Origin of the sequence: Caballeronia sp. RCC_10, assembly GCF_041360715.1 — a bacterium.
GTDB classification, from domain to species: domain Bacteria; phylum Pseudomonadota; class Gammaproteobacteria; order Burkholderiales; family Burkholderiaceae; genus Caballeronia; species Caballeronia grimmiae.
The window spans coordinates 62,448-84,464 of sequence record NZ_JBFUPT010000013.1; the positions used below are offsets into that span (position 1 = coordinate 62,448).

General features: G+C 61.8%; 16 protein-coding genes. 6 read left to right on the forward strand and 10 right to left on the reverse strand.

What is annotated here, in order from left to right; translation table 11 throughout:
* The first annotated feature begins 10 nt into the window (after window positions 1-10).
* Window positions 11-805 carry a MipA/OmpV family protein gene (locus AB6804_RS21515; RefSeq protein WP_370888274.1) on the forward strand — a complete coding sequence of 265 codons (795 nt, stop codon included), beginning with the start codon at window positions 11-13 and terminating at the stop codon, window positions 803-805.
* An 82-nt stretch (window positions 806-887) separates the two neighbouring features.
* On the opposite strand, the gene AB6804_RS21520 is transcribed toward AB6804_RS21515, so the two are convergent.
* Window positions 888-2,558 carry a methyl-accepting chemotaxis protein gene (locus tag AB6804_RS21520; protein ID WP_370888181.1) on the reverse strand — a complete coding sequence of 557 codons (1,671 nt, stop codon included), beginning with the start codon at window positions 2,556-2,558 and terminating at the stop codon, window positions 888-890.
* Between the two features lie 254 nt (window positions 2,559-2,812).
* Window positions 2,813-4,261, reverse strand: coding sequence for a glycosyl hydrolase (locus AB6804_RS21525; protein ID WP_370888182.1), 1,449 nt, complete (start codon window positions 4,259-4,261; stop codon window positions 2,813-2,815).
* Between the two features lie 414 nt (window positions 4,262-4,675).
* On the opposite strand from AB6804_RS21525, the gene AB6804_RS21530 reads away from it, so the two are divergent.
* Window positions 4,676-5,089, forward strand: a complete 414-nt coding sequence (locus AB6804_RS21530) for a hypothetical protein (RefSeq protein WP_370888183.1) — start codon at window positions 4,676-4,678, stop codon at window positions 5,087-5,089.
* Between the two features lie 239 nt (window positions 5,090-5,328).
* On the opposite strand, the gene AB6804_RS21535 is transcribed toward AB6804_RS21530, so the two are convergent.
* The gene (locus AB6804_RS21535) at window positions 5,329-6,216 is read right to left on the reverse strand and encodes a LysR substrate-binding domain-containing protein (RefSeq protein WP_370888184.1); all 888 of its coding nucleotides are present in this window, start codon (window positions 6,214-6,216) and stop codon (window positions 5,329-5,331) included.
* A 99-nt stretch (window positions 6,217-6,315) separates the two neighbouring features.
* On the opposite strand from AB6804_RS21535, the gene AB6804_RS21540 reads away from it, so the two are divergent.
* Both AB6804_RS21540 and AB6804_RS21545 read left to right on the forward strand, forming a co-directional pair.
* A complete protein-coding gene (locus AB6804_RS21540; protein WP_370888185.1) occupies window positions 6,316-6,909 on the forward strand; it encodes a LysE family translocator in 594 nt (197 codons plus the stop codon).
* Between the two features lie 2 nt (window positions 6,910-6,911).
* The gene (locus tag AB6804_RS21545) at window positions 6,912-7,304 is read left to right on the forward strand and encodes a cupin domain-containing protein (RefSeq protein WP_370888186.1); all 393 of its coding nucleotides are present in this window, start codon (window positions 6,912-6,914) and stop codon (window positions 7,302-7,304) included.
* A 29-nt stretch (window positions 7,305-7,333) separates the two neighbouring features.
* On the opposite strand, the gene AB6804_RS21550 is transcribed toward AB6804_RS21545, so the two are convergent.
* From AB6804_RS21550 to AB6804_RS21565, 4 genes are all read right to left on the reverse strand, one after another.
* A complete protein-coding gene (locus AB6804_RS21550) occupies window positions 7,334-8,785 on the reverse strand; it encodes an MFS transporter (protein WP_370888187.1) in 1,452 nt (483 codons plus the stop codon).
* Between the two features lie 114 nt (window positions 8,786-8,899).
* On the reverse strand, window positions 8,900-10,858 hold the full coding sequence (locus AB6804_RS21555; protein ID WP_370888188.1) for an aconitase family protein: 1,959 nt from the start codon (window positions 10,856-10,858) through the stop codon (window positions 8,900-8,902).
* Between the two features lie 95 nt (window positions 10,859-10,953).
* Entirely contained in the window at window positions 10,954-11,844 is an 891-nt protein-coding gene (locus AB6804_RS21560; RefSeq protein WP_370888189.1) for a LysR substrate-binding domain-containing protein, read from the reverse strand.
* Window positions 11,845-11,854: 10 nt separating this feature from the next.
* Entirely contained in the window at window positions 11,855-12,760 is a 906-nt protein-coding gene (locus tag AB6804_RS21565; RefSeq protein ID WP_370888190.1) for a LysR family transcriptional regulator, read from the reverse strand.
* 99 nt (window positions 12,761-12,859) lie between these two features.
* Here AB6804_RS21565 and AB6804_RS21570 point away from each other — a divergent pair, with 99 nt between their 5' ends.
* Window positions 12,860-16,348 carry an indolepyruvate ferredoxin oxidoreductase family protein gene (locus AB6804_RS21570; RefSeq protein ID WP_370888191.1) on the forward strand — a complete coding sequence of 1,163 codons (3,489 nt, stop codon included), beginning with the start codon at window positions 12,860-12,862 and terminating at the stop codon, window positions 16,346-16,348.
* 67 nt (window positions 16,349-16,415) lie between these two features.
* Here AB6804_RS21570 and AB6804_RS21575 read toward each other — a convergent pair whose 3' ends face one another.
* Entirely contained in the window at window positions 16,416-17,306 is an 891-nt protein-coding gene (locus AB6804_RS21575) for a LysR family transcriptional regulator ArgP (RefSeq protein WP_370888192.1), read from the reverse strand.
* A gap of 112 nt (window positions 17,307-17,418) precedes the next feature.
* On the opposite strand from AB6804_RS21575, the gene AB6804_RS21580 reads away from it, so the two are divergent.
* Window positions 17,419-18,039: a LysE/ArgO family amino acid transporter gene (locus tag AB6804_RS21580; protein WP_370888193.1), complete on the forward strand. Its 621-nt coding sequence runs from the start codon at window positions 17,419-17,421 to the stop codon at window positions 18,037-18,039.
* A gap of 242 nt (window positions 18,040-18,281) precedes the next feature.
* Here the strand turns inward: AB6804_RS21580 and AB6804_RS21585 are convergent, their stop codons facing one another.
* Both AB6804_RS21585 and AB6804_RS21590 read right to left on the reverse strand, forming a co-directional pair.
* Complete coding sequence (locus AB6804_RS21585; RefSeq protein ID WP_370888194.1) at window positions 18,282-20,360, reverse strand: TonB-dependent siderophore receptor; 2,079 nt, start codon at window positions 20,358-20,360, stop codon at window positions 18,282-18,284.
* A 353-nt stretch (window positions 20,361-20,713) separates the two neighbouring features.
* Window positions 20,714-21,949, reverse strand: coding sequence for an RtcB family protein (locus AB6804_RS21590; RefSeq protein WP_370888195.1), 1,236 nt, complete (start codon window positions 21,947-21,949; stop codon window positions 20,714-20,716).
* Between the last annotated feature and the right edge of the window lie 68 nt (window positions 21,950-22,017).

Sequence of the window (22,017 nt, forward strand, 5' to 3'; positions counted from 1 at the left end):
GAGCACCGTCATGTCACGCGGCGTTCGCACGCGCGTTGCAGGGTGCATCGCTCATGCATTGTTATGGGCCGCTGGCAGCGTCAGCGCCGCCGAACCGCAAGCGCAAGCACCAGCGCAAGGTGACTGGAAAGTCGCCGTCGGGCCAGGGGTCTACATTTTTCCGGCGTATCCCGGCTCCTCCCGGCTCAAGCTGTTTCCGCTGCCCGCGCAGGACATCTCGTGGCGCGATCGCATCTTCTCTCAGGGACCGGATGTGCTCGGCATCAACGTGCTACATGGCGAGAACTATCATGTCGGTACGTCGTTGAGTTTCGATTTCCAGTCACGCAGCGCATCCGACGATGCCCGGCTCAAAGGCTTGCCCGATGTGCACTACGGGCCGAAGTTGCGCCTCTTCGCCGATTACACCTGGTGGGCGTTCACCGGCGCGGCGGCGGTCTATCAGGACATCGCCGGAACCGGACAAGGCATGACCGCCATGGCAGATCTTTATATGTCGGCGCCGCTCGGCAAATGGCTCGTGTCGATGGGGCCGGGAATCACCTGGGCCAGCGCGACGTACACAGAGACGTTCTTTGGTGTGAACGCGCAGGAAAGCGCCGCGTCGGGGCTGCCGCAATACGCAACTCGATCGGGCCTGCGTGACGTCCACCTGAATGTGAGCGCCACGTATGAGATCGACTCTCACTGGTCCGCGAGCGTTGCGGCGGTAGTCGGACGCCTCGAGAAATACGCCGCTGGTAGCCCGATTACGCAGCGGCGACTCGATGTCAACGGAATGGCGTCGGCGGTGTACCGCTTCTAGAATGTTCGTTGCGGTATGGCGTTGAAGCGCATTACTCGCCAGCGCATTTCTCCCGCGACGAGCCCGCCGCTCCTGTCGAAGCTCAAAAGGCTGACCAGTCCGCGCCGGATAACGCCGGTGTAACCGGCGGCTTCACGGCGCCCGTTGCCTTGAGTGGCTTGTCACGCAGCAGCGGTCGCGTAACTTGAGGAGCCACCGCATACGTCTGGCCAGTGCGAAACACCGCGACAGCTTCGCTCAGTTGTTTGGCCTGATCCTCCATCGATCCCGCCGCGGCCGCCGCCTCTTCGACCAACGCGGCATTCTGCTGTGTCACCTCGTCCATCTGCGAGATGGCCTGATTCACCTGCTCGATACCTCGCGTCTGCTCATTCGATGCCGACGCAATCTCGCCCATGATGTCAGTGACGCGCTGGATCGCAGTGCCGACCCGCTGCATTGTTTCGCCTGCCTTTGCCACTAACTCCGTACCGGTCTGAACGCGATCGCCAGACGCTTCGATAAGCTCTCTGATCTCTTTCGCCGCAGTCGACGATCGCTGCGCGAGGCTGCGCACTTCGCTCGCGACGACTGCGAAACCGCGGCCCTGTTCGCCCGCGCGCGCGGCTTCGACGGCAGCATTGAGCGCGAGAATGTTGGTTTGAAACGCGATCCCCTCGATCATGCCGATGATCTCCCCGATCTTGCCCGAGCTTTGCTCGATCGCGTCCATCGTTTGAATGACTTGCCCGATGATCGCGCTGCCTTCGTTTGCAACGCCATTCGCGTTGTCGGCGAGGCCGCTTGCCTGCATCGCGTTCTCGGAGTTCTGCTTGACGGTCGCAGTGAGTTCTTCCATGCTCGCCGCGGTCTCTTCCAACGATGCCGCTTGCTGTTCGGTGCGCGAAGACAAATCCGTGCTTCCAGCCGCGATCTCACCGGATGCCGTTCGAATGACGTCGACGGACTCCTTGATTCCATTCGCGAGCGAAGACAGCTTGGCAAATGCGGCTTGTATCGCACGCATCAGGGTGGCGAGTTCATCGCGGCCAGCGGCTTCGACTCGATGAGTCAGATCGCCTTGCGCCAATGCGGTCATTGCATCGAGCGCGTCTTTGACCGGCTTCGTCACCGATCGCGTGATGACCAGCATGGCGGCAATCGCCATGAGCACGGCCGCGATGGTTGCTCCAAACGAGAGCACGCACGCACGATCGTAGGCGGCATTCGCTTCCTTCGCGGACTCGTCGGCCAACTGAAACTGGTAGGCAACCATCGCGTCCAACGCCGCGAAATACTGGCCTTGGGCTGTTGTGAGCGGTCCCGCAATGTGCGCCCGGGCATCGTCGACCCGACCTGCGCTCAACATGTCGACGGCGACATTGCGCGCGGCGGTGTTACGGCCACGCGCTTCTACAAGCGCGTTGAACAGTTCATGACCGCGTGATGACGAAATCAGCCGTCGAACGTGTTCAAGGCGCTTCGAAGTTGATTCGGATGCCTCAATGATACCGGCCTTCATCGCCTGAATATCTTCCTGACGTCCGGTGATTGCGGCGCGCTGCAATCGCAGGACGGTCTGACTTGCCGAGTCCTTGGCTTTGGATATCTCGGCCGCTTTGACCATCCGATCTTCGGTGATAAGCGTGATCCCATTGCTGAGCGTGCGCATGTTGAAGAAGCTGATCGCAGCCACGATCACGAGCATCGCAACGACGACGCCAAAGCCAACGGTCAGCCGCGTGCCGACCTTGAGATGGTGCAAGTTGAACATTGATGAATCCCAGAGCCGGTTATTGGTATTAGGGCAGACGCAGGACGGACTAGTCGACAAAAACCGAACAGTGGAGTGCTGGTACCTGTCGATGTCCTTTCAGTTATCGACGGCTCAAGCGGAAACTTTATCTGTTTGGTTAGTTTTTCAGCCGGAGCTAATGTAATATATACCTAATACATGGATTGTCTCGCTGGCTAGTGGTTGCGACGCCGGCGCAAACAAATAGTGGACAACCCAATTAACCGGAAGGTTCACCACAACGCTCTCACTGGATTCACCGCGATGAAGTTCTTGAACGTTTCGTATGCCGGGCCCTTCGTCACGCCGTCGGCGAGGATCAGGCCGTAGTCGACGTCGATCATCGTGAAGATCATGATGCTTTCGAGGTTGTACGTGTCCTTGATTTCGAAGTACGACGCCATCGTTTCCTGCACATACGCCGATTGCGTCGCCGGTGAATCCTCCCGGCCTGACCAGCCCCATTCCGTCAGCCAGATCGGCACGTTGAACGAGTCCTTCAGTACTTGCAACACGTTGATGCACGCGTTGTCGCGCCCGCCGCACTCGATCTTGCCCGAGCTGTGATACCAGTGATAAGTCGTGTAGTCCCACTGAAGCGTCGCTGCACCCGATACGCCGGCTGCCGTCCCGTTCGGCGTGATGCCGTTCCAGAGCATTTGCAATGCGCGATATGCCATCGGTGTACCGACGTTCACGCCGCACTTGATGGTCGGATCGACCGCCTTCACGCCCGCGATCATGCCGCGGATCACGCCCCGGAACGACGGCCACTCGGCCGGGTTCCAGTCCGACGTCTGGCTGCCGTCGCCGCCGATTTGCAGGCCGACGGTATCCAGTTCATTGCCGCATTCGATATGTGTAACGAGGCCCTTCAACGGTTGCGTGCAGCGTACGGCAAGGTCATAGCCGAGCGAATAAGCGGTGGCTTCAGTGCCCCTCGGATTCCAGTCTGACGAACGCGGATTGAGCACCGGCATGATGCCGACACCGCTGCCTGCGAACGCGCCGCGCAGCGCCATCGCGAGCGTCGTGGACATGCCCGCATCGGCCGTGTCGCAGCGATACATCGTCACGCCGAGGTCCTTCAGAATGGCGAGTTGCTGCTCCGCCGTCATCGTGTAGTAGACGCCCGCGTCCCAGGCCATGTGCCCGTTGACGCCATAAAACAGCGACTTGTTCGACGGCTTCACCACGTTGCGCGGATCGATCGTGCCGATGTTTTTCCACGGCACGCCGTTCTGATACCAGACGCCGCGCGAATTCTGTGCGAAGACGATGCCGTTGAGATACAGAATTAGCGCTAGCGTGACACTCGAGCCAGTCAGGATGTTGATGCCGTTCTTCATTACACGGCCGCCGACCAGCGTCCAGATATCGCCCGCGCTGTCAGTGATGGATGCGGCGGGCGGAATGGTAATGCCGGGCGAATAGGTTGCGGCCGCCGAAACCTCGGTACTGGGCGGACGAGTTGCATCTTCCGAGACGGTGGTGCCGGGCGAACGGATGGCATCTCCCGAGACCGTGGTAGTGGGCGGGTTGATCGCGTTCGCTGGTCCGGATACGCCGTTTGCGGCTTGCGTCGCGGCCTGCTGGTCGCCGCCGCCTCCGCCTCCGCATGACGACAACGCAGCGCCGCCCGCTCCCGCCATCAGCAGACGCAGGAAGTCACGGCGAGACAAGACTTGGTGGATAGATGCGTCGGGTGAAAACCGAGTAACACCTTTGCTGCGCTTTTTCATTGAGCGATGCGTATGCAATGAGTTGAACCATGCACGATTTTGCTTTCATATCGATGCGGTCCGATTCACTTCTGGATGAATCAAAAGGAAAACTAACGATGTGAATTGTGTTCCAGCAGGACTTTGAGACGCGGGCCCCGTGCATTCAGTAGCTGGTCAGTTTGGGTCAATCCGCCGCGCTTCGCCGCAATGCGAACGGCAACTCAGATTTACGGGATCAACACTTGCAGTCGGAATCGTTTCCTGGATACGACTTGCGGCACCGGGACCGGGTCGTTTGTTGCAACGTGGAACCGCATGCACTTCGTCAACGGAGAGTCGTATAGTTCACAAACGGGGTACCCGAGGACGATCATGGCCAACGAGTGGAAGCATCGCGCCGCACGGTTCATTCAGCGTTTCTGGCAGCCGACGTGCGCTTGCATGACCTGCATGCCCGGCAGTTGGAGCCAGGTCATCAGTCTCGCGCACTGGACCATAGCGCTCAGGACCGGTCTCTTCACTGGCCTGTTGGCGGTGCTCGTCACGTTCACTCCCGCGCGCAGGCTCTATACGAATCGCTATGGCAATGCGGCCGTTGTCGCGGTGCTGAGCATGTTGGGCGATGCCTATTCGCACGCGAGCCGCTATCGCGTCCCTTATCTAGAGCACGTCCTCACCGGAGCAATCGCGGGTGTGCTCGCGCTAATTGCTGCTTACGTGTTCGAAGACCGCGCCGTTCGCGTGCGAAGGGCGCTCGACCGCGTTCTGCATTCCCGCGCGCACTGAAGGTTGGCTGCTGTGCGATTCCACGCGCTCGCAGCTTCGCGCGCCGATTGGAGAAGACGCCTGGAAGAAGCGGGAGCAGGCGAGTTCAGTCATGGCTGAAGCGTTTAGGTGCAATGAAGAGGTTTTCCTTTTGGGTTTTCACGTAATACCGAAAGGCGTTTCAGCATGATTCGATCGCGCTCGCAATCGAATCTATGGCCCAACGCCGAAGAGAAGCGAGCCATTCAATGGCGCCGGCGTCACGCAACGCTCGCCAGTTGCCCGCTCGAAGCAACGTCACCCGCCATCGATTCCCGCACGCAGCGTGCGAACTCGAGCGCCGCCGGTTGAACCGACTTCGGCAACAGCAGGCAGATGGCAAACGATGGGAGCGCAGGCAAACCGGCTACACGGGGCGCGAGCGTCTCGAGGTCGGCGGGCACCGTCGACACGAGCCACGCAGTAATCGCAAGGCCCGCTCGCACCGTGGCGGCAGTGGCTTCGATGTTGCCGCTCTCGAACACGGTGCGCCAGAGTATGCCTTCGTCCGCGAGTGCACCGAGCACGACCGGGCGAAAGGCGCAGCGTTCGTCCACCATCGACAGAGGCAAGGGCCGCTTCCGCCACGCGTCGCTGTCACGCCCCGTCACCCAGACGAGCGGCTCCACGCGAATCACTTCGCCCTCGGCCTCGCTCGCAGGGTATTCCGCCAGCGATACATCCACGCGCCCGCCATCCAGCGCCTCGCGCAATTCGGGCGACGCGCCGCAGACCAGTGTGATTTCCACCTGCGGATGCGTCTCGGCGAACGCTTTCATCGCAGGTGCGAGCGGCGTCACCAGATCGTACGGCACGCCGACGCGCAGACTGCCGCTCAGCGACTGCCCGGTCAGGCCGGCCCATATTTCATCGTTCAGCTGCATCAACTGACGCGCCTTGACGAGGAACTGCTCGCCTTGTCGCGTTAGTTCCAGCTTGCGCGTCTTGCGCACGAACAACAGGCAGTCCAGCACGTCTTCGAGACGTTTGACCTGCTGGCTGACGGCGCCTTGCGTGAGGTGCAGCCGGTTCGCGGCGACCGTCATGCTGCCGCTGTCGGCGACGGTGACGAAAGTGCGGATGAGATCGAGATCGAGGTTTCGAGGCATACATGCATTATGCGGCGTAATGCCCGGCATCAATATTATTGGTTTTGCTGATGCATCCGCGACCGATAAAGTGCAGGCGGCTCACTCGCATGCGCACCGATGGCTTCGCTCGATCTCTCGCTTCTCTTGTTCGCAGTTGTCGCGACCGTCACACCCGGCGGTGCGACGACGCTCGCCACCGCGTCGGGAGCACGGTTCGGCTTCAGGCGCTCGATTCCGCTGATGCTCGGCATCGCGATCGGTCTTACTTTGCTCGCCGCCGTCGCCGCGCTCGGTCTAGGCAGCATGCTGCTCGCGATGCCCGCGCTGCAAATCGTCGTGAAGACGCTGGGGTCGGCGTACTTGCTTTGGCTGGCATGGCGCGTGGCTCGAAGCGGCCCGCCGACTGCGAATAGCGGTCCCACGCAGCCGGTCACGCTCGCCAACGGCATGCTGCTGTTGTGGCTGAACCCGAAAAGCTGGGCGATGACCGTCGGCGCGGCGGCTTCGTTCGCGATGCTTGCGAGCAGTCCTCGCCAGCTCGCGGTCCTGCTTGGCGCGGCGTTCGGCGTGGCGGCGAGCGGGTCGCTGGCGCTTTGGTGCGCGCTCGGCGCATTGCTTGCGCGGGTGCTGCGAACGCCGGCTCACTGGCGCATGCTGAATCTTGCGATGGGTGCGCTGCTGGCCGCATCCGTTCTGTCCATCTGGAGATGATGATGTCCGTTATTGCATTTGCCGAATCGTTCAACCTCGAAGCCGCATTCGGCGATGTGTCCGAATACTGGTCGCCCAAAGTCGTCGCGCAGGTCAACGATCAATACGTGAAGGTCGCAAAGGTGCGCGGCCAGCTCGTCTGGCACGACCACAAGCACGAGGACGAGCTCTTCTTCGTCGTGCGCGGGCATCTGAGGATCGAGTACGAAGGCGGCCGCGTCGTCGACTTGCCTGCTGGTTCGATGCACGTCGTGCCGCGCGGTACGCTACACAATCCCGTCGCCGATGAAGAATGCTGGATCGTGCTGATCGAGCCAGTGCAGACGAAGCACACGGGCGACGTGCAATCGCCGCTGACGAAGACGATCGACGAGCAGCTGGGGCAGGCGCGCTGAGAAGGTTCAGCACGCTTGCCGCCGGTTCGCTAGTGGGAGATGCTTTCGAGAGACTTGCCCAAGGTTCGTGGACCCATCAGGCCTATCGCGAGAATCACGCAGAACATCGCGCTCGCAATGAACACGAAGACACCGTGAACGCCGAAATCTCGCAGGACGAACGCAATCACGAACGAGCTGAAGACGGCGGACAGGCGGCTCCACGAGTACACGAATCCAACGGCACGGGCGCGAATCGTCGTCGGATAAAGCTCCTGCTGATAGGTGTGATACGTGAATGAAATGATATTGCCGGCTAACGTGAGGAGCACGCCGAGGACGACGATCGTGGCGGGCGAGCCTGCCTGACTGAAGAGCAAACCAGCGGCGATATTCACCGATGCCATCGCGACGATCACGTGCTTGCGCTCGAAGCGGTCGGCGATCCAGTAGCCCAGCAACGGGCCGATCGGCGCCGCGAGTCCGATGACCGTGGTGTATAGCAAACTGGACGTGACCGTGATGCCTTGCTTCACCAGCAACGTCGGAACCCAGTTCGCGAAGCCGTAAAAGCCCACCGTCTGGAAGATGTGGAAGATGATGAGCATCAAGGTCCGGCGGCGATAGGGCGGCTTCCACATATCGGCGAAACTCGCGCGTCGCGGAACGGGTTCGGATGGACCCGGCGGCGGCAGTGGCTGCCCGAACTGGCTTTCGACTTGCGCCTCGAGCTTCTTCAGGGCGGCGTCGGCTTCATCGACGCGGCCCTTGCTCGCGAGCCATCGCGGGCTCTCAGGAAGGTTGCGGCGGAAGTACCAGACAAACAGCGCGCTGACACCGCCGATTAAGACGACCCAGCGCCAGCCGTCGAAGCCGAACGGCGCGACGGGTACGAGCAAGTAGGACAGGTAAGCGACGACCGGCACAGCCGAAAAACCGATGGCCTGACACACCGCGAAGGCCCTGCCTCGCAAATGCTTCGGCGCGAGTTCGGACATGTAAGTGCCGATGGTGATCAGTTCGACGCCGATACCCAGTCCCGAGACGAAGCGCCACAGGTTCAGCCCGAACGCGGTGTCCTGAAACGCCATGATCGCGTTGGCGGCGACGTACCAGAGCAGCGAGTAAGTGAAGATCGCGCGGCGGCCGAACTTGTCGGCAAGAAAGCCGCATGCCGCCGTGCCGATGAACAGGCCGGAAAACAGCGCCGCAATGAAGCTCGCCACGCCCGATGTGCCGAACAGCCCGTGCGTGGTCGATGAAAGGATGCCGCTCTTGACCAGTCCCGGCGCAATGTAGCCAGTAAAGAGCAGGTCGTACAGTTCGAAGAAGAAGCCGAGGCTCAGAAGCAGGATGAGTTTCCATACCGCCTTCGTCGCGGGCAGCCGGTCCAGCCGGGCGGAGATTTCACCGACTTCACCGCCGGTTATGCCGGTGATCGCTGATTCTGGCGCGCCTTCGGCTGGCGCTCGAAAGCCCGGGGTACTTTCCGCGATGGCCATAGGTGTCTCCTGAATAGTATTGTGGTGGTCGGGTGCGCTGTAACTGAAGCGTGCGGGGCGACTGCTCGCCTCATTGCTGTATCGAAGTGAGCATCGAAGCGCGCAACGAACGCGTCAGGCGTAGAGCCGTTGCAACTCGTCGAACGACGTCACCTTGCCGGCGATCGCGCTTGCCGCGACGGTAGGCGGGCTCGCGAGCCACACTTTCCCCGGTCCCGACCGGCCGTTGAAGTTGCGATTGATCGCGCTGATCGTGACCTGCGACGACTCCGTCGACGAGCCGGGGCCGCAGTTCGCACACGCGCCGCAAGCGGGCTGCAGCAATACCGCGCCGACCTGCTCGAACGCCTTCAGATAGCCACGCGCGACGCAATAGTCGCGCACGTCGGAGGTTCCGAACTGCAGGAAAAGCTGCACGTTCGATGGCACCGACAGCCCGCGAGCCGCAGCCCACGAAAGCACTTCGTGATAGTGATCGAAGTCCTCGCGCTTGCCGGCCGTGCACGATCCGCCATAGGCGATGTCCACCGCCGGCCGCTCGCTGAGCGCGGACAAGGGCACACCGTTGCCGGGATCGCCGGGCGCCGCGAGCATCGGCGTGATGCCGGAGCAGTCGATATCGATCACGGCTGCGTAGGCCGCGCCGTCATCGCTGCACATCCACGGTTCGAGCACGAAGTCGATGCCGCGTCGTTCCCTCAGAAAGCGGACCGTCTCCTGATCGGGTGCAACGATGCCGGTGAAGCCGCCGAGTTCGGCGGTCATGTTGGTCAGCGTGGTCCGTTCGTCCGTGGTCAGGTCGGCGATCGCCGGGCCAGCGAATTCGAAAACCTTGCCCACGCCCGAGCCCTCTCGAATCCCGGGATCGGCCAGAAGATGCAGGACGATGTCTTTCGCTGTCACGCCTGCCGGCACGCGACCGTTGAGGTTGACACGCAGCGACTGCGGCACGGTCAGGCGAACCGCGCCCGTGACGAACGCATTCGACATGTCGGTCGTGCCGACGCCGAAGGCCACGCAACCCAGCGCGCCGCTGTGCGGCGTATGCGAATCGGTTCCGACGACGACCTGACCCGGAAGCGCGTACTGCTCCGCCATCATCGCGTGCGAGATGCCTTCCGAGCCTTCTTCGATGCCGCCGTCGCGTTCGTTCAGATAGCCGTGATTAACCAGCCCGTAGTCCCTCGCGAACTGACGATGCGCGCTCGACAGTTCACGCACGTTGGGAAGCAGGCCGTTCCTGATATGAAGCTCGCTCTTGTGCGAATACGAGAGGTGATCTTCGAACGCCAGGATCGTTTCCGGCTGATGCAAAGTCAGCGGACGGCCGAAGGTCTTATGCAGCATGTGCGCGGCCATGCCGGTGTAGTACTCGTGGATGAAACGCCAGTCGGCGCGCACGAACGTCCCCGAGCCGGGAGCAAGCGTCCCGTCGGTACCTTCGGTTTTCAGCGCATGACGCTCGAGTATCTTCTGGGTCAGCGTGCGCGGCCCGCTGCCCGGTTCGGCCGATACCGGAACGATCTGCTTCATGTGCGCCGCGCCGTATCGAAGAAGCCCGCCGTTTCGGAGGATCGCGGCTGCGAGAGCGTCGCGGGAACCGACCAGCTCTTCGATGTCGAGCGCCTCGCCGCTCTGGATGCGCTCGATCAACCCGAAATCTGTCGACGTAAAGAGTCCGAGGTTGTCCGCATTCTGCCGATAGATCCGCTCGAAGCTGTGAGCGATGACGAGACGAATGCCGGCGCTGTACTCGGCGAGCGGGCTATGCTCGCGCGACGATCCCTTGCCGTAACGATTCCCGCCGACGGTCACGCAGAACTTGCCGTCGCGGACCGCGTTGTGGCCGATGGGATTGCGCTCGCCCGCATGAAACCCGACATAAGGCACCGCGCCGAGCCGTTCGTCGAAGCGCGTAAGGACGCTCACCGGCGTGATCTCGTCGGTCGAGATGTCGTCTCTCAGCGCGCCCGCCGTGGCGAGCGTGAGGTCGTGGCCTTCGAGCTGTCGTTGCACGAGGTCCGGGTCCGTGCTGAGAAAAAGAATCCGGCCCGTCAGGGTTAGGCTTGCCATCGAACGTCTCCTTGGGAGCAGACTGTAGACGGCAAGCGCGCCACGGTGGAAGTGCTGATTGAGCAAGGGCCCTCTCGCAGATTGCGAGATCGGAATTAACCCTTATGCGTGAGGAAATCGATGAGAGCCTGAACCGCGCGCAGTGCCGGCGTCTTCCGGTGCGCGTGGACGTGCAGCGAGCGGTTGCGGGCCCACGCTTCATCGAGCGGCTTGCGGACGAAATTGCGCGATCCGGCGAAGGCCGACGCGGCGCTCGTCGGCACGACGCCAATGCCGAGACCGGCTTCGACCATTCGGCACTGCGCGTCGAAGCTGTTCACGGTGACGACGAGTTTCAGCGGCGTTCTGGCCGCTTCCGCCCGCTCCTTGAGGACCTGGTCCAGTGAGCCGCCCGCCTGCAATGCGACCACCGGGTAGCGGATCACATCGTCGAAAGCGACCGTATCGTGCTGCTCGAGTTCGTGTCCCGGCGGCAGCACGACCATCAGCGGGTCATCGGCGAAGTGCCACGTTTGTAGTTGTGACGGCGCCTCCGAATTCGCCGATATCCCGACGTCGGCGCGACCGTCGAGACATGCGCGGACCACTTCGTCGCTGATCTGCTCGGTGAGCGCAATTTCCACGAGCGGATACGCAGCCTGAAAGCCCTTGAGCAGCTCCGGCAGGAAGCCAACGATCGCTGAAGCGTTCGCGAATAGCCGCACCGTCCCGGCCACTTGCCCGCCGAGCGACTGTATCTCGCGCGCCATCTGCCGCAACTGGCGGTCGACGGACTTCGCGCACGAGAGCGCATGACGTCCCGCTTCCGTCAGCTCGACGCCGGCCGCCGACCGGATGAGCAGCGGCAGGCCCATCACTGCTTCGAGATCGGTCAGCCGCCTGCTTAGTGCGGATGCAGCGATGTGATTCAGACTTGCCGCCCGTGCGATGGAGCCGGTCTCCGCAACGGAGATGAAAAGTTCGAGGCTGTAGTGATCGATTCGCATCTGGCGTCCCCTAGACTCCGCGCCCGTAGCCGAGGAAATCGACGAACGCGCTCGCCGCAGGAGACAACGGCGAGCCCTTCTTCCACAACATGCCTACGTCCATCTGCGGAACGGGATCGGCGATCTCGCGCGCCTCGATGCGCTTGCCTTCGAGCGACCACGGCCGGAACACCATCTCCGAGAGAATCGTCACGCCGAATCCGTGCGACACCAGCCCGCGTAAAGCTTCCATCGATCCGGTGCGCAGGAAGACGTCCGGCTGAGGCGTGACCTTCTTCCAGTAGCGCAGCGCGGATTCCTCGCCCTCGTCGACGGTCAGCATGATGTAGCGATGCGCCGCGATATCGCGAAGAGTCGGCCGCTGGATTTTCGCGAGCGGGTGCGAAGGCGCGACCCACAGCTTTCTTGGCGAACTGACGAGGCTGCGATGCTCGAATCGGCCGATGGACTCCAGATTCGACAGGATGGCCACGCCCACGTCGATGCCGCCCGACGCCACCGACGCTTCCAGTGTCGCCCGGTCGAGGTCGTGCAATTCGAAGTGCACTTGCGGATAGCTCGCGGCAAAGCGCGCAAGCACTTCGGGAAGGAAGTATCCGAGCACCGTGTACGACGCCCCGATGCGCACCGTCCCCTGAGCTTCTTTCGAGCGCGAGCGGGACTTGTAAAGCGCATCACTGAGCGAGTCGAGCACGTGCCGCGCGTGATTGTAGAAGTCGTGGCCGTCCAGCGTCAGCGCGACGCCATGGGGCAAGCGTTCGAAGAGCCTCGTCCCGAGCGCGCTTTCGAGCGACGACACCGCGTTCGTCACGGCCGACTGCGACACATGCTCGTTTGCCGCGGCCATCGAGATCTGACCGCTTTGCGCGGCGGCGACGAAGTACCGCAATTGACGGATCGTGATGTCGCTCGGCATTCGAAAAAGTCATAGCGGGTTTCCGAATTTATGATTTTACGATGAGCGAGGCGCTTCCTACACTCCGTGGAAACCAAAGACATACCCGGAGACTCGACGATGCCCATCTCGCTGGAAGACAAGTATGTGAAGCCGCACGGACGGGTCTATATGACCGGCACTCAGGCGCTCGTGCGGATGCTGCTAGCCCAGAAACAGCGCGACGAGTCTCAGGGTTTGAAGACGGGAGGCTTCGTATCCGGTTATCGCGGCTCCCCGCTGGGCGCGGTCGATCAGGAACTGTGGAAAGCCAGGAAACACCTCGATGCGAACACCATCCGGTTCACGCCGGGCCTCAACGAAGAACTGGCGGCCACGGCGGTGTGGGGCACACAGATGGTCAACCTCGATCCCAACGCGACGGTCGATGGTGTGTTTGCGATGTGGTACGGCAAAGGGCCGGGCGTCGACCGCAGCGGCGACGTGTTCAAGCACGGCAACATCGCGGGAACATCGCGGCACGGCGGCGTACTCGTCATCGCGGGCGACGATCACAGTTGCAAGTCGTCGAGCTTGCCGCATCAAAGCGAACATGCGTTTATCGCCGCGATGATGCCGGTGATGAATCCGTCCGGCGTTCGGGAATTCGTCGAATTCGGCCTTCACGGCTGGGCGATGTCGCGCTATTCGGGATGCTGGGTCGGCTTCAAGACAATCACGGACACGATCGAAACGTCGTCGTCTTTCGAAGTCGATCCGGCGTCGGTCGAGATCAACATTCCCGACAGCTATCCCGTTCCGCCCGACGGCTTTTCCTTGCGCTGGCCCGACGCGCCGCTGGAACAGGAGAACCGGCTTCAGCGCGAACGGCTTTACGCGCTCCTTGAATACGTGCGAATGAACCGGCTCAATCGACAACTCTGGGACGCGCCGCAGGCACGCTTCGGCATCGTGACGACGGGCAAGAGCTACCTCGACACCCGCGAGGCGCTCGTGCTGCTCGGGCTCGACGAGGATGCCGCAAGCGCGCTCGGCATTCGCCTGTTGAAAATCGGCGTCTCGTGGCCGCTCGAGCCACAATGCGTCCGAGCGTTCGCGGACGGGCTATCGGAGATTCTCGTCGTCGAAGAGAAGCGGCAGATCATCGAGTATCAGATCAAGGAGCAGTTGTACAACGAGCCGGTGTCGTCGCGTCCGCGCGTGGTCGGCAAGTACGCCGAAGTGGGCGAATGGGTGCAGGTCCCCAAGGACGGCATTCTTTTATCGCCGAACGGAGAACTCAACGCTTCGACGATCGCGGCCACCATCGCGGCGCGGCTCGCGCGCGTCTTCGGACCGGACGGTTTGCCGTCGAGCGTTCATGCTTTTCTCGAAACCCTCGCAGGCAACAAGGCGCGTCCTGCGCTGGACATGAAACTCCCGCAGCGCGTGCCCTATTTCTGTTCCGGGTGTCCTCACAACACGTCCACGAAGGTGCCCGAGGGCAGCCGGGCGGTGGCGGGCATCGGTTGCCACTTCATGTCGATGTGGATGGACCGCAGCACGGAGACATTCACGCAGATGGGCGGCGAAGGCGCTTCGTGGATCGGGCAGGCGCCCTTCACCACGACGCGCCATATCTTCGCCAATCTCGGCGACGGCACGTATATGCACTCCGGTTCGCTGGCAATTCGGGCCGCGGTCGCGGCGGGCGTCGACATCACGTACAAGATCCTCTATAACGACGCCGTTGCCATGACGGGCGGACAGCCCGTCGAGGGCGGGCCGAGCGTGCTGCAGATCGTGAATCAGGTCGTCGCCGAGGGCGTGAAGCAGGTTCATCTCGTGACGGACGACCCCGGGCAGTTCGACGCGGCCGCGTTGCCGGCGGGCACGCGGGTTCTGCATCGCGACAAGATGGACGAACTGCAACGCGAGCTACGCGACGTGGCGGGTGTGACGGTCATCGTCTATGCGCAGACGTGTGCCGCTGAAAAGCGCAGACGCCGCAAGCAAAAAAAACTCGTTGATCCTGCGCGTCGCGTGTTGATCAACGAGGAAGTCTGTGAGGGATGCGGCGATTGCGGCACGCAGTCGAATTGCGTATCCATCCTGCCGCTCGAAACGCCGCTCGGCCGCAAGCGCGCCATCGACCAAAGCTCCTGCAATAAGGACTTCTCGTGCGTGAAGGGATTTTGTCCGAGCTTCGTGACAGTGGAAGGCGGCACGTTGCGCAAGCCGCGCAAGGCTGAAATCGCCATTCCGTCCGGTCTTCCGCCGGCGACGCTGCCTGACTTGAGCGAGCCGTACAACGTGGTGGTCACTGGTGTCGGCGGAACGGGCGTCGTGACGATCGGCGCGTTGATGGGAATGGCAGCGCATATCGAAGGCAAGGGCGTGCTCGTCCTCGATATGGCGGGCATGGCGCAGAAGGGCGGCGCGGTGATGTCGCACATCCGGATCGCACGCGCGCCCGACGCGCTGCATGCTGCGCGGGTTGCATCCGGGAAAGCGGACTTGATCCTCGCCTGCGACTCGATGGTGGCCGCGGGCAAGGATGCGGTTGCACTATGCGATACGGCTCGCACGGTGTCCGTCGTGAATACCGATGTCGCTCCGACCGGCAGCTTCGCCCGCGATCCGGACTGGTCCGCATCGGCGCAAGGCTTGCTCGCGCAGGTGCAAGCGCATTCGCTGCGCACGGACTCGCTCGAAGCGACGCGCATTGCAACCGCGCTCATGGGCGACGCCGTTGCAACCAACATGTTCCTGCTTGGCTTTGCATGGCAGCGCGGGCTCGTTCCGCTCGAAGAAGAATCGTTGATGCGCGCGATCGAACTGAACGGCGCGGCCATCGAGATGAACAAGACGGCTTTCGCGTGGGGCCGACAAGCGGCGCTCGACTTGAGCACCGTGAAGGCAGCAGCGGGTATCGGGGAGCCAGTGAGCGTCGTTTCGATGCCGCTCAAGAGAGAATCGCTGGAACAGATCATTGATGATCGCGTGCGAAGGCTGACGGCTTATCAGAGTGCCGCTTACGCGCATCGTTATGAGCGTTATGTCAGAGAAGCGGCTCAGAGAGAACGCGAGTGCGTGGGTGGTGACAAAGTCAGTCGCGAGATTGCCGTGAGCTTATACAAGCTGATGGCGTACAAGGACGAATACGAGGTCGCGCGGCTCTATGCGGACACGGACTTTGCCGAGCGCGCGACGGCGATGTTCGACGGTGATGTCAAGCTTCGATTCCATCTCGCGCCACCGTTGCTGGCGAAGAAGGACAAGCAAGGGCGATTGCTCAAACAGGAATACGGAAGCTGGATGCTGACCGTGTTCAGGATGCTGGCGAAAGGCAAAGTGCTGAGAGGTTCCGTGCTCGATCCGTTCGGATATACAGCTGAGCGTCGGCTGGAACGCAAGGCGATCGAAGTGTACGAAGCGTCGATGCGCGAGGTGCTTGAATCGCTCGATACGCCACGGCTTGCGACGGCTGTCGAGCTTGCGAAGTTGCCGCAAAGCGTTCGCGGTTTCGGGCATGTGAAGGAGCGTAACGCCGAGATGGCCGAAACGAAGCGTACGGCGTTGATGGAGCAATTTGAGCGGGAAAATGCGGTGACGAAAGCGGCGGCTTGAAGCCGGGACATAGGCGCCGTAGGCGGATCGCATATGGCGCGTCTTCACCGAGAAATCGAATCGGACACTACCCGAGCCATTCGGCGGCGCGCGTTCGCAGCATCGCGCCGAACTCGTCGAGCCAGCCGATGGACAGCCGCCAGCTTTGCCAGTACAGCGCCACGTCGAGGTGACGGCCGGGCGCCATCTGCACGAGTTCCCCGCGCTCCAGATGTTCGCCGATCATGCGCTCCGGACACATGCCCCAACCGAGTCCGGCCACGCATCCACGCAGAAAGCCCGCGACATGCGGAATCCAGTGCAGCGGCGGGTTGACTTCCGCATGTGTCACGCGCCGGATGAAGCGCTGCTGCAACTCGTCCTTTGCATTGAAGGAAACGCACGGCGCGACGCGCAGTGCTTCGCGCGTCACACCGTTGGCGAAGTACGTCTCATGGAAGTGCGGCGAACAGACCGCGAAATAGCGCATGCGTCCGAGATGCGTCGAGCGGCAGCCTTGCACCGGCTCCGCCTGCGTGGTGACGGCGGCCTGTACCGCGCCTTCGCGGATAAGTTGCGCGGTGTGATCCTGATCGTCGATGACGAGATCCAGCAGGATCTGCCGCTCGACACAGAAGGGCGCAACCGCATCGACGAACCAGGTTCCGACGCTGTCGTCGTTGACGGCGACGCGCAACGTAGGCCGCCCGTTGTCGAGTCCGGGCACATTGGGTAGCGTGCCCGCAAGCTGTGCTTCGAGAATCTGCACGCGTTCGGTATGGCGGCACAAGAGCGCACCGGACGGCGTCGCGACACAGGGCGTGCCGCGCTTGACGAGCACCGTGCCGACTCGCTCTTCCAGCAGCTTGACGCGCTGTGAGACCGCCGAGGGCGTCACGTTGAGCGCGCGCGCCGCCCGCTCGAACGAGCCGTGACGAACGACGGCGCAAAGGGCATCGAACAGGGCATAGTCGAGCATTAGCGTTGCTTAATCGGGTTAAAGGAAATTAGCTTTGCTTCGTCAGAGCTGTCGGGCAATCTAGCGCAACTCGTCGGGTCTGTCCAACTCTCTTCCGATTTCCATTGCATCCATGAACTGGCTCTCCTTTTCTCACGGCGCGGTTCTTTGCGCGTCGCTTATCGTCACCATCGGCGTGCAGAACGCTTACGTCCTTCGGCAGGGCATCGTGCGCTTGCATGTTGGCAAGATCGTCGCTTTGTGCGCGCTGTCGGATTTCGCATTGATCGCAGCAGGGGTGGGCGGGGCATCGGCATTGGTCGAAAGCTATCCGCGTGTGGTGCATGCGCTGCTCTACGTCGGGCTTGCCTACTTGCTGTGGTTCGGTCTGAATGCACTGTGGCGCGCATGGAAGCCGTCACACGCGACGATGGATGCCACGGCCGGCGGCAAGGCGGCGTCGACGGTCGGTGCGCGTGCGGCCATTTTGACGACGCTTGCGTTGACGTGGCTGAATCCGCACGTCTATCTCGACACCTTTTTGCTGATCGGCACGGCAGGCGCTCGCGAACCCGCCGATGCGAGGTTGGCGTTCGCCATCGGCGCAATGGCTGCGAGTCTGGTGTGGTTTATCGCGCTCGGCTACGGCGCGCGGTTGCTGGCTCCGCTGTTTCGGCGTGCGGGCGCGTGGCGTTTGTTCGATGGCGCGATTGGGGCGATGGTGATTGGCATCGCGGTGACGCAGATGCGCTGAGGGGTGCGTTATGGGATGTCTTTGATGCAATCGCAATGTCGGATGCGGGCGCATTCTGCATATTGCATCGATGGGCGGCTCGGTCACGAGGCCCGGTATCGCGGACTACTGTGAGAGTTCGTTCGCGCTCGAAGGTATCTGCGAGGCGATTCAGAACTACCGCACTTCGACGCCGATTGAAAGAAGGAGGTCGCGCCGCTCACCCACGGCCATCCTTCCCGAATCCAGACGAGCTAAAGTCCTCAAAACTCCACGCGAGCATTGACCGCCACGGTGCGCGGTTCGCCCGGTTGAATATAGTCGGCGTACTGGAATTCCCAATAGCGATGATTCGTCAGGTTATCGATCGCCGCACGCACGCCGACGTTATGTCCTGCAATCTTCGTCGTGTAAGTCGCGCCGAGACTGTAGATCATGTAGCCCGGAACCTTGATGTCGCCCGCAGGACGCAGGCTCGTGTTGCCCGTGAACTTGGCCGATGCACCCAGCGTCAGACCCGGTACCACCGGCACCGAATAGGCCGCGTGCGCAGTCGCAACGAAGCCCGGCGCGCCGGCCACGCGATTCCCGTCGTAGTCCGAACCTTTCTTGTACTTCGTCGCAATCCACATTACATCGCCGCCGACGGTCCAGTCGCGGCCTAGCCGCACGTCCGCGCCTGCTTCCACGCCCTGAAACACGGACTCGCCATCTTCGACGAAGACGTTGTCGCTATTCGCGTACTGCGCGCCGCGCTCGATGCGGAACAGTGCAGCAGTCGCACTCCAGCGTTCGTTTTGCGTCTTGACGCCGACTTCGTACTGCTTGCTGCGCAGCGGATTCAGCACCGCGCCGGAATTCGCGTAGGTCGTGCCAACGACGTTGCCCGCTTCGAGCGACTCGACGTAGCTCGCATAAAGCGTCGTGCCGGGCGTAAGTTTGTACATCAACGCGACCGACGGTGTGGCGACCCCGTTCTTCGAATACGTCGAAGTCGTTGCGCCGTCGACACCGTAACCGTGCTGTTCGTAATTCGTGAAGCGCACGCCGCCGAGCACGGACCAGCGCGATGTCAGCGCGATGGTATCGCTCGCAAAAAGCGCCTTCTGCACGATGTCCGCATTGCGATACGTGGTGTAGCCGCCGCCGCTGTAGCGGTTCGTGTTCGGCTGATAGATGTTGCCGATGCCGATCTGATCGTAGAACGAGTTTGCGGTATTGTCGTTCGTCTGCTTCTGATACGACGCGCCGAACACGAGTTGATGCTGGAACGGCCCGGTCCTCACAAGTCCCTCGGCCATGATCTGCCACGCGTTCAGCTGATGCCCCTCCTTGCCTTCGTAGCGCATATCGTTGTAGTCGCCGGCGGGATCGGTCAGGTAGAACGTGCTCTCATTGCGATAACGCGTGCTCTTGCTAAAGCTATAAGTCGCCGAGATCGTCCAGTCCTGATTCAGGTTGTAGCGCAGGCCGGCCGTATAAAGCTGCAGGTTCGTGTTGAGGTGCTGATCGGGTGTGACGAGCGTGCTGCTGCCACCGCTCAACGGCACGGGCAGCGTGTTCCCCGCGAGTTCAGCGGTCGATATTGCCGTCGTGATGCCCGATGCATGCCGCTCCTGGTACAACGCGCCGAATGTCGCGGTGAGATCGCGGGTGAGGCGGGCGTCGGCGGACAGCGAGATTGAATCGCGCCGCACGTTGCCGTCGTTGTGGGTCTTGCCTTCCTCGTGCGTGGCGTTGAAACGGTAACCGAACATGGCGTTGGGTCCGACGCGCCCCCCGAGGTCGATATGCTCGGACCACACGTTGGTGGACGCATAGCCGACATCGACGCTCGCGATCTGCCGGTCCGTGAGCGGCGGCTTCTTCGTCACGTAGTTCACGACGCCGCCCGGCGCGCCGAAGCCATACATGAAGCCGGAGAGACCCTTCAGCAATTGCACGCTTTCGAGTTGTTCGTAGGGCATCGTGATGCCGTAGGCGTTGAACGGCTGCCCGTCGATGCGAAAGCCGTTCTGCCAGTCGAGCTGCATGCCGCGCACGGTGATGTAGCTTGCCCATGCGTTATACGGATTGCTGTTATCCGATACGGACGCGTCCTGCGAGAAGACATCCCCGAGCTTCTTCGCCTGCCGATCCGCGAGTTCTTCGCCGGTGACGATGGTCGTCGAGTAGGGCGTGTCGAGCTGCGTGCGCGTGCCGAGCGCGCCGGAGCTGACATCGCTCCGCAAGTGCTGTCCCGGGTCTTTTTCAGTGGTCGCGGTGACGGAGACAGCGGGAAGCGTCGCATCGGCCGCCCCCGGCGATGACGGCGATGCCCCGGCATCGTTTTCTTGCGCCATTGCGCAGTGGGTCGTGGCGAACAGGAGCAGTACCGCCAAGGTCGAGGGCCGCAGAGTCCATCCGCCGCATGCTGCTGTGGTCATTTTTCTTCGTCGTGAACGTGTGTGAAATGCGAACCATTCGCATTTGAAGGACGCATTCTGACGGAGCGACAAAAGTTTGTAAACCGGTGGATGGAAATTCGCGGGCGGCGGCTGGAGGGGCGTTGAGCCAGCGATTCCTTCCGTCGTGGCGTCTTGCTGCGAAGTGGACGGCGGTCGTTCAGCTTTCTTCCGTGGAATTACTCTGTTCGGTGCAACGCGAGTACACGTTGCTGCCGTCGCACTGGCATGTCTTCGAGCCCATGCCGCCCTCAACCCTTCACGCAAACGACCTGCTTGAGGGTATGCACTACTTCGACCAGGTCCCGCTGCGCTTCCATCACCGCGTCGATGTCCTTGTAGGCCATCGGGATCTCATCGATCACGTCCACGTCCTTGCGGCATTCGACGCCTTGCGTCGCCTGCACCTGATCGTCGATGGTGAAGCGGCGCTTGGCTTCCGTGCGGCTCATCGTTCGTCCAGCGCCGTGGCTGCAGCTATGGAAGCTCTCGGGATTACCCTTGCCGCGAACGATATAGCTCTTTGCGCCCATCGAACCGGGAATGATGCCGAGTTCACCTTCGCGCGCCGACACCGCACCCTTGCGCGTCAAAAGCACGTCCTTGCCGAAGTGATGCTCCTTCTGGACATAGTTGTGGTGACAATTCACCGCTTCGACGTGCGTTTCGAACGGCTTCGCGATGACCGTGCGAACGGCGGCGATCAGGTTGAGCATCATCACTTCGCGGTTCATGCGAGCGAACTTTTGCGCCCAGCCGACGGCCTCGACGTAGTCGTCGTAGTGTTGAGTTCCTTCCTGCAGATAGGCGAGGTCCTGATCCGGAAGATTCACGAAATGCGTGCGCATGTCCTGCTTTGCGACTTCGATGAAATGCGAACCGATGGCGTTCCCCACGCCTCGGGACCCGGAGTGCAGCATGAGCCACACGAAACCTTCTTCGTCGAGGCATATTTCGATGAAGTGGTTGCCTGTTCCAAGCGTGCCCAGATGCGTGTAGTTGTTCGTGTTCCTAAGCCTCGGAGTCTTCTGCACGATGACATCGAACTCGTCTTTCAGCTTCGCCCAGGCCTGATCGACAGGCTGAGGCGGCTTTTCCCACGATCCTCTGTCTCGGCCCTTGAACCCGCGCGTTTTCGGCGACATGCCGTGAGGAACGGCTTTCTCGATGGCGCTGCGCAATGTGCCCAGATTGTCCGGCAGATCGTTCGCGCTCAAGGTCGTCTTGGCTGCCATCATTCCGCACCCGATATCGACACCGACGGCGGCCGGAATCACCGCGCCGAGCGTCGGGATCACGCTGCCGATCGTCGATCCCTTGCCAACATGAACATCGGGCATCACCGCGATGTGCTTGTAGATGAACGGCATCCGGGCCGTGTTGCCCAGTTGTCGCCTGGCTTCGTCTTCGACGGGGACGCCCTTGGTCCACATCTTCACCGGGCGGGCACCGTCGACATTCATTACGTCGTATTCGTCGTGCTTCATCGTGGTTCTTCTCAAAACCAGAATGATAGGTGACGAGAGCGGGCGATGAGATATTCCGGTGGCGTTTG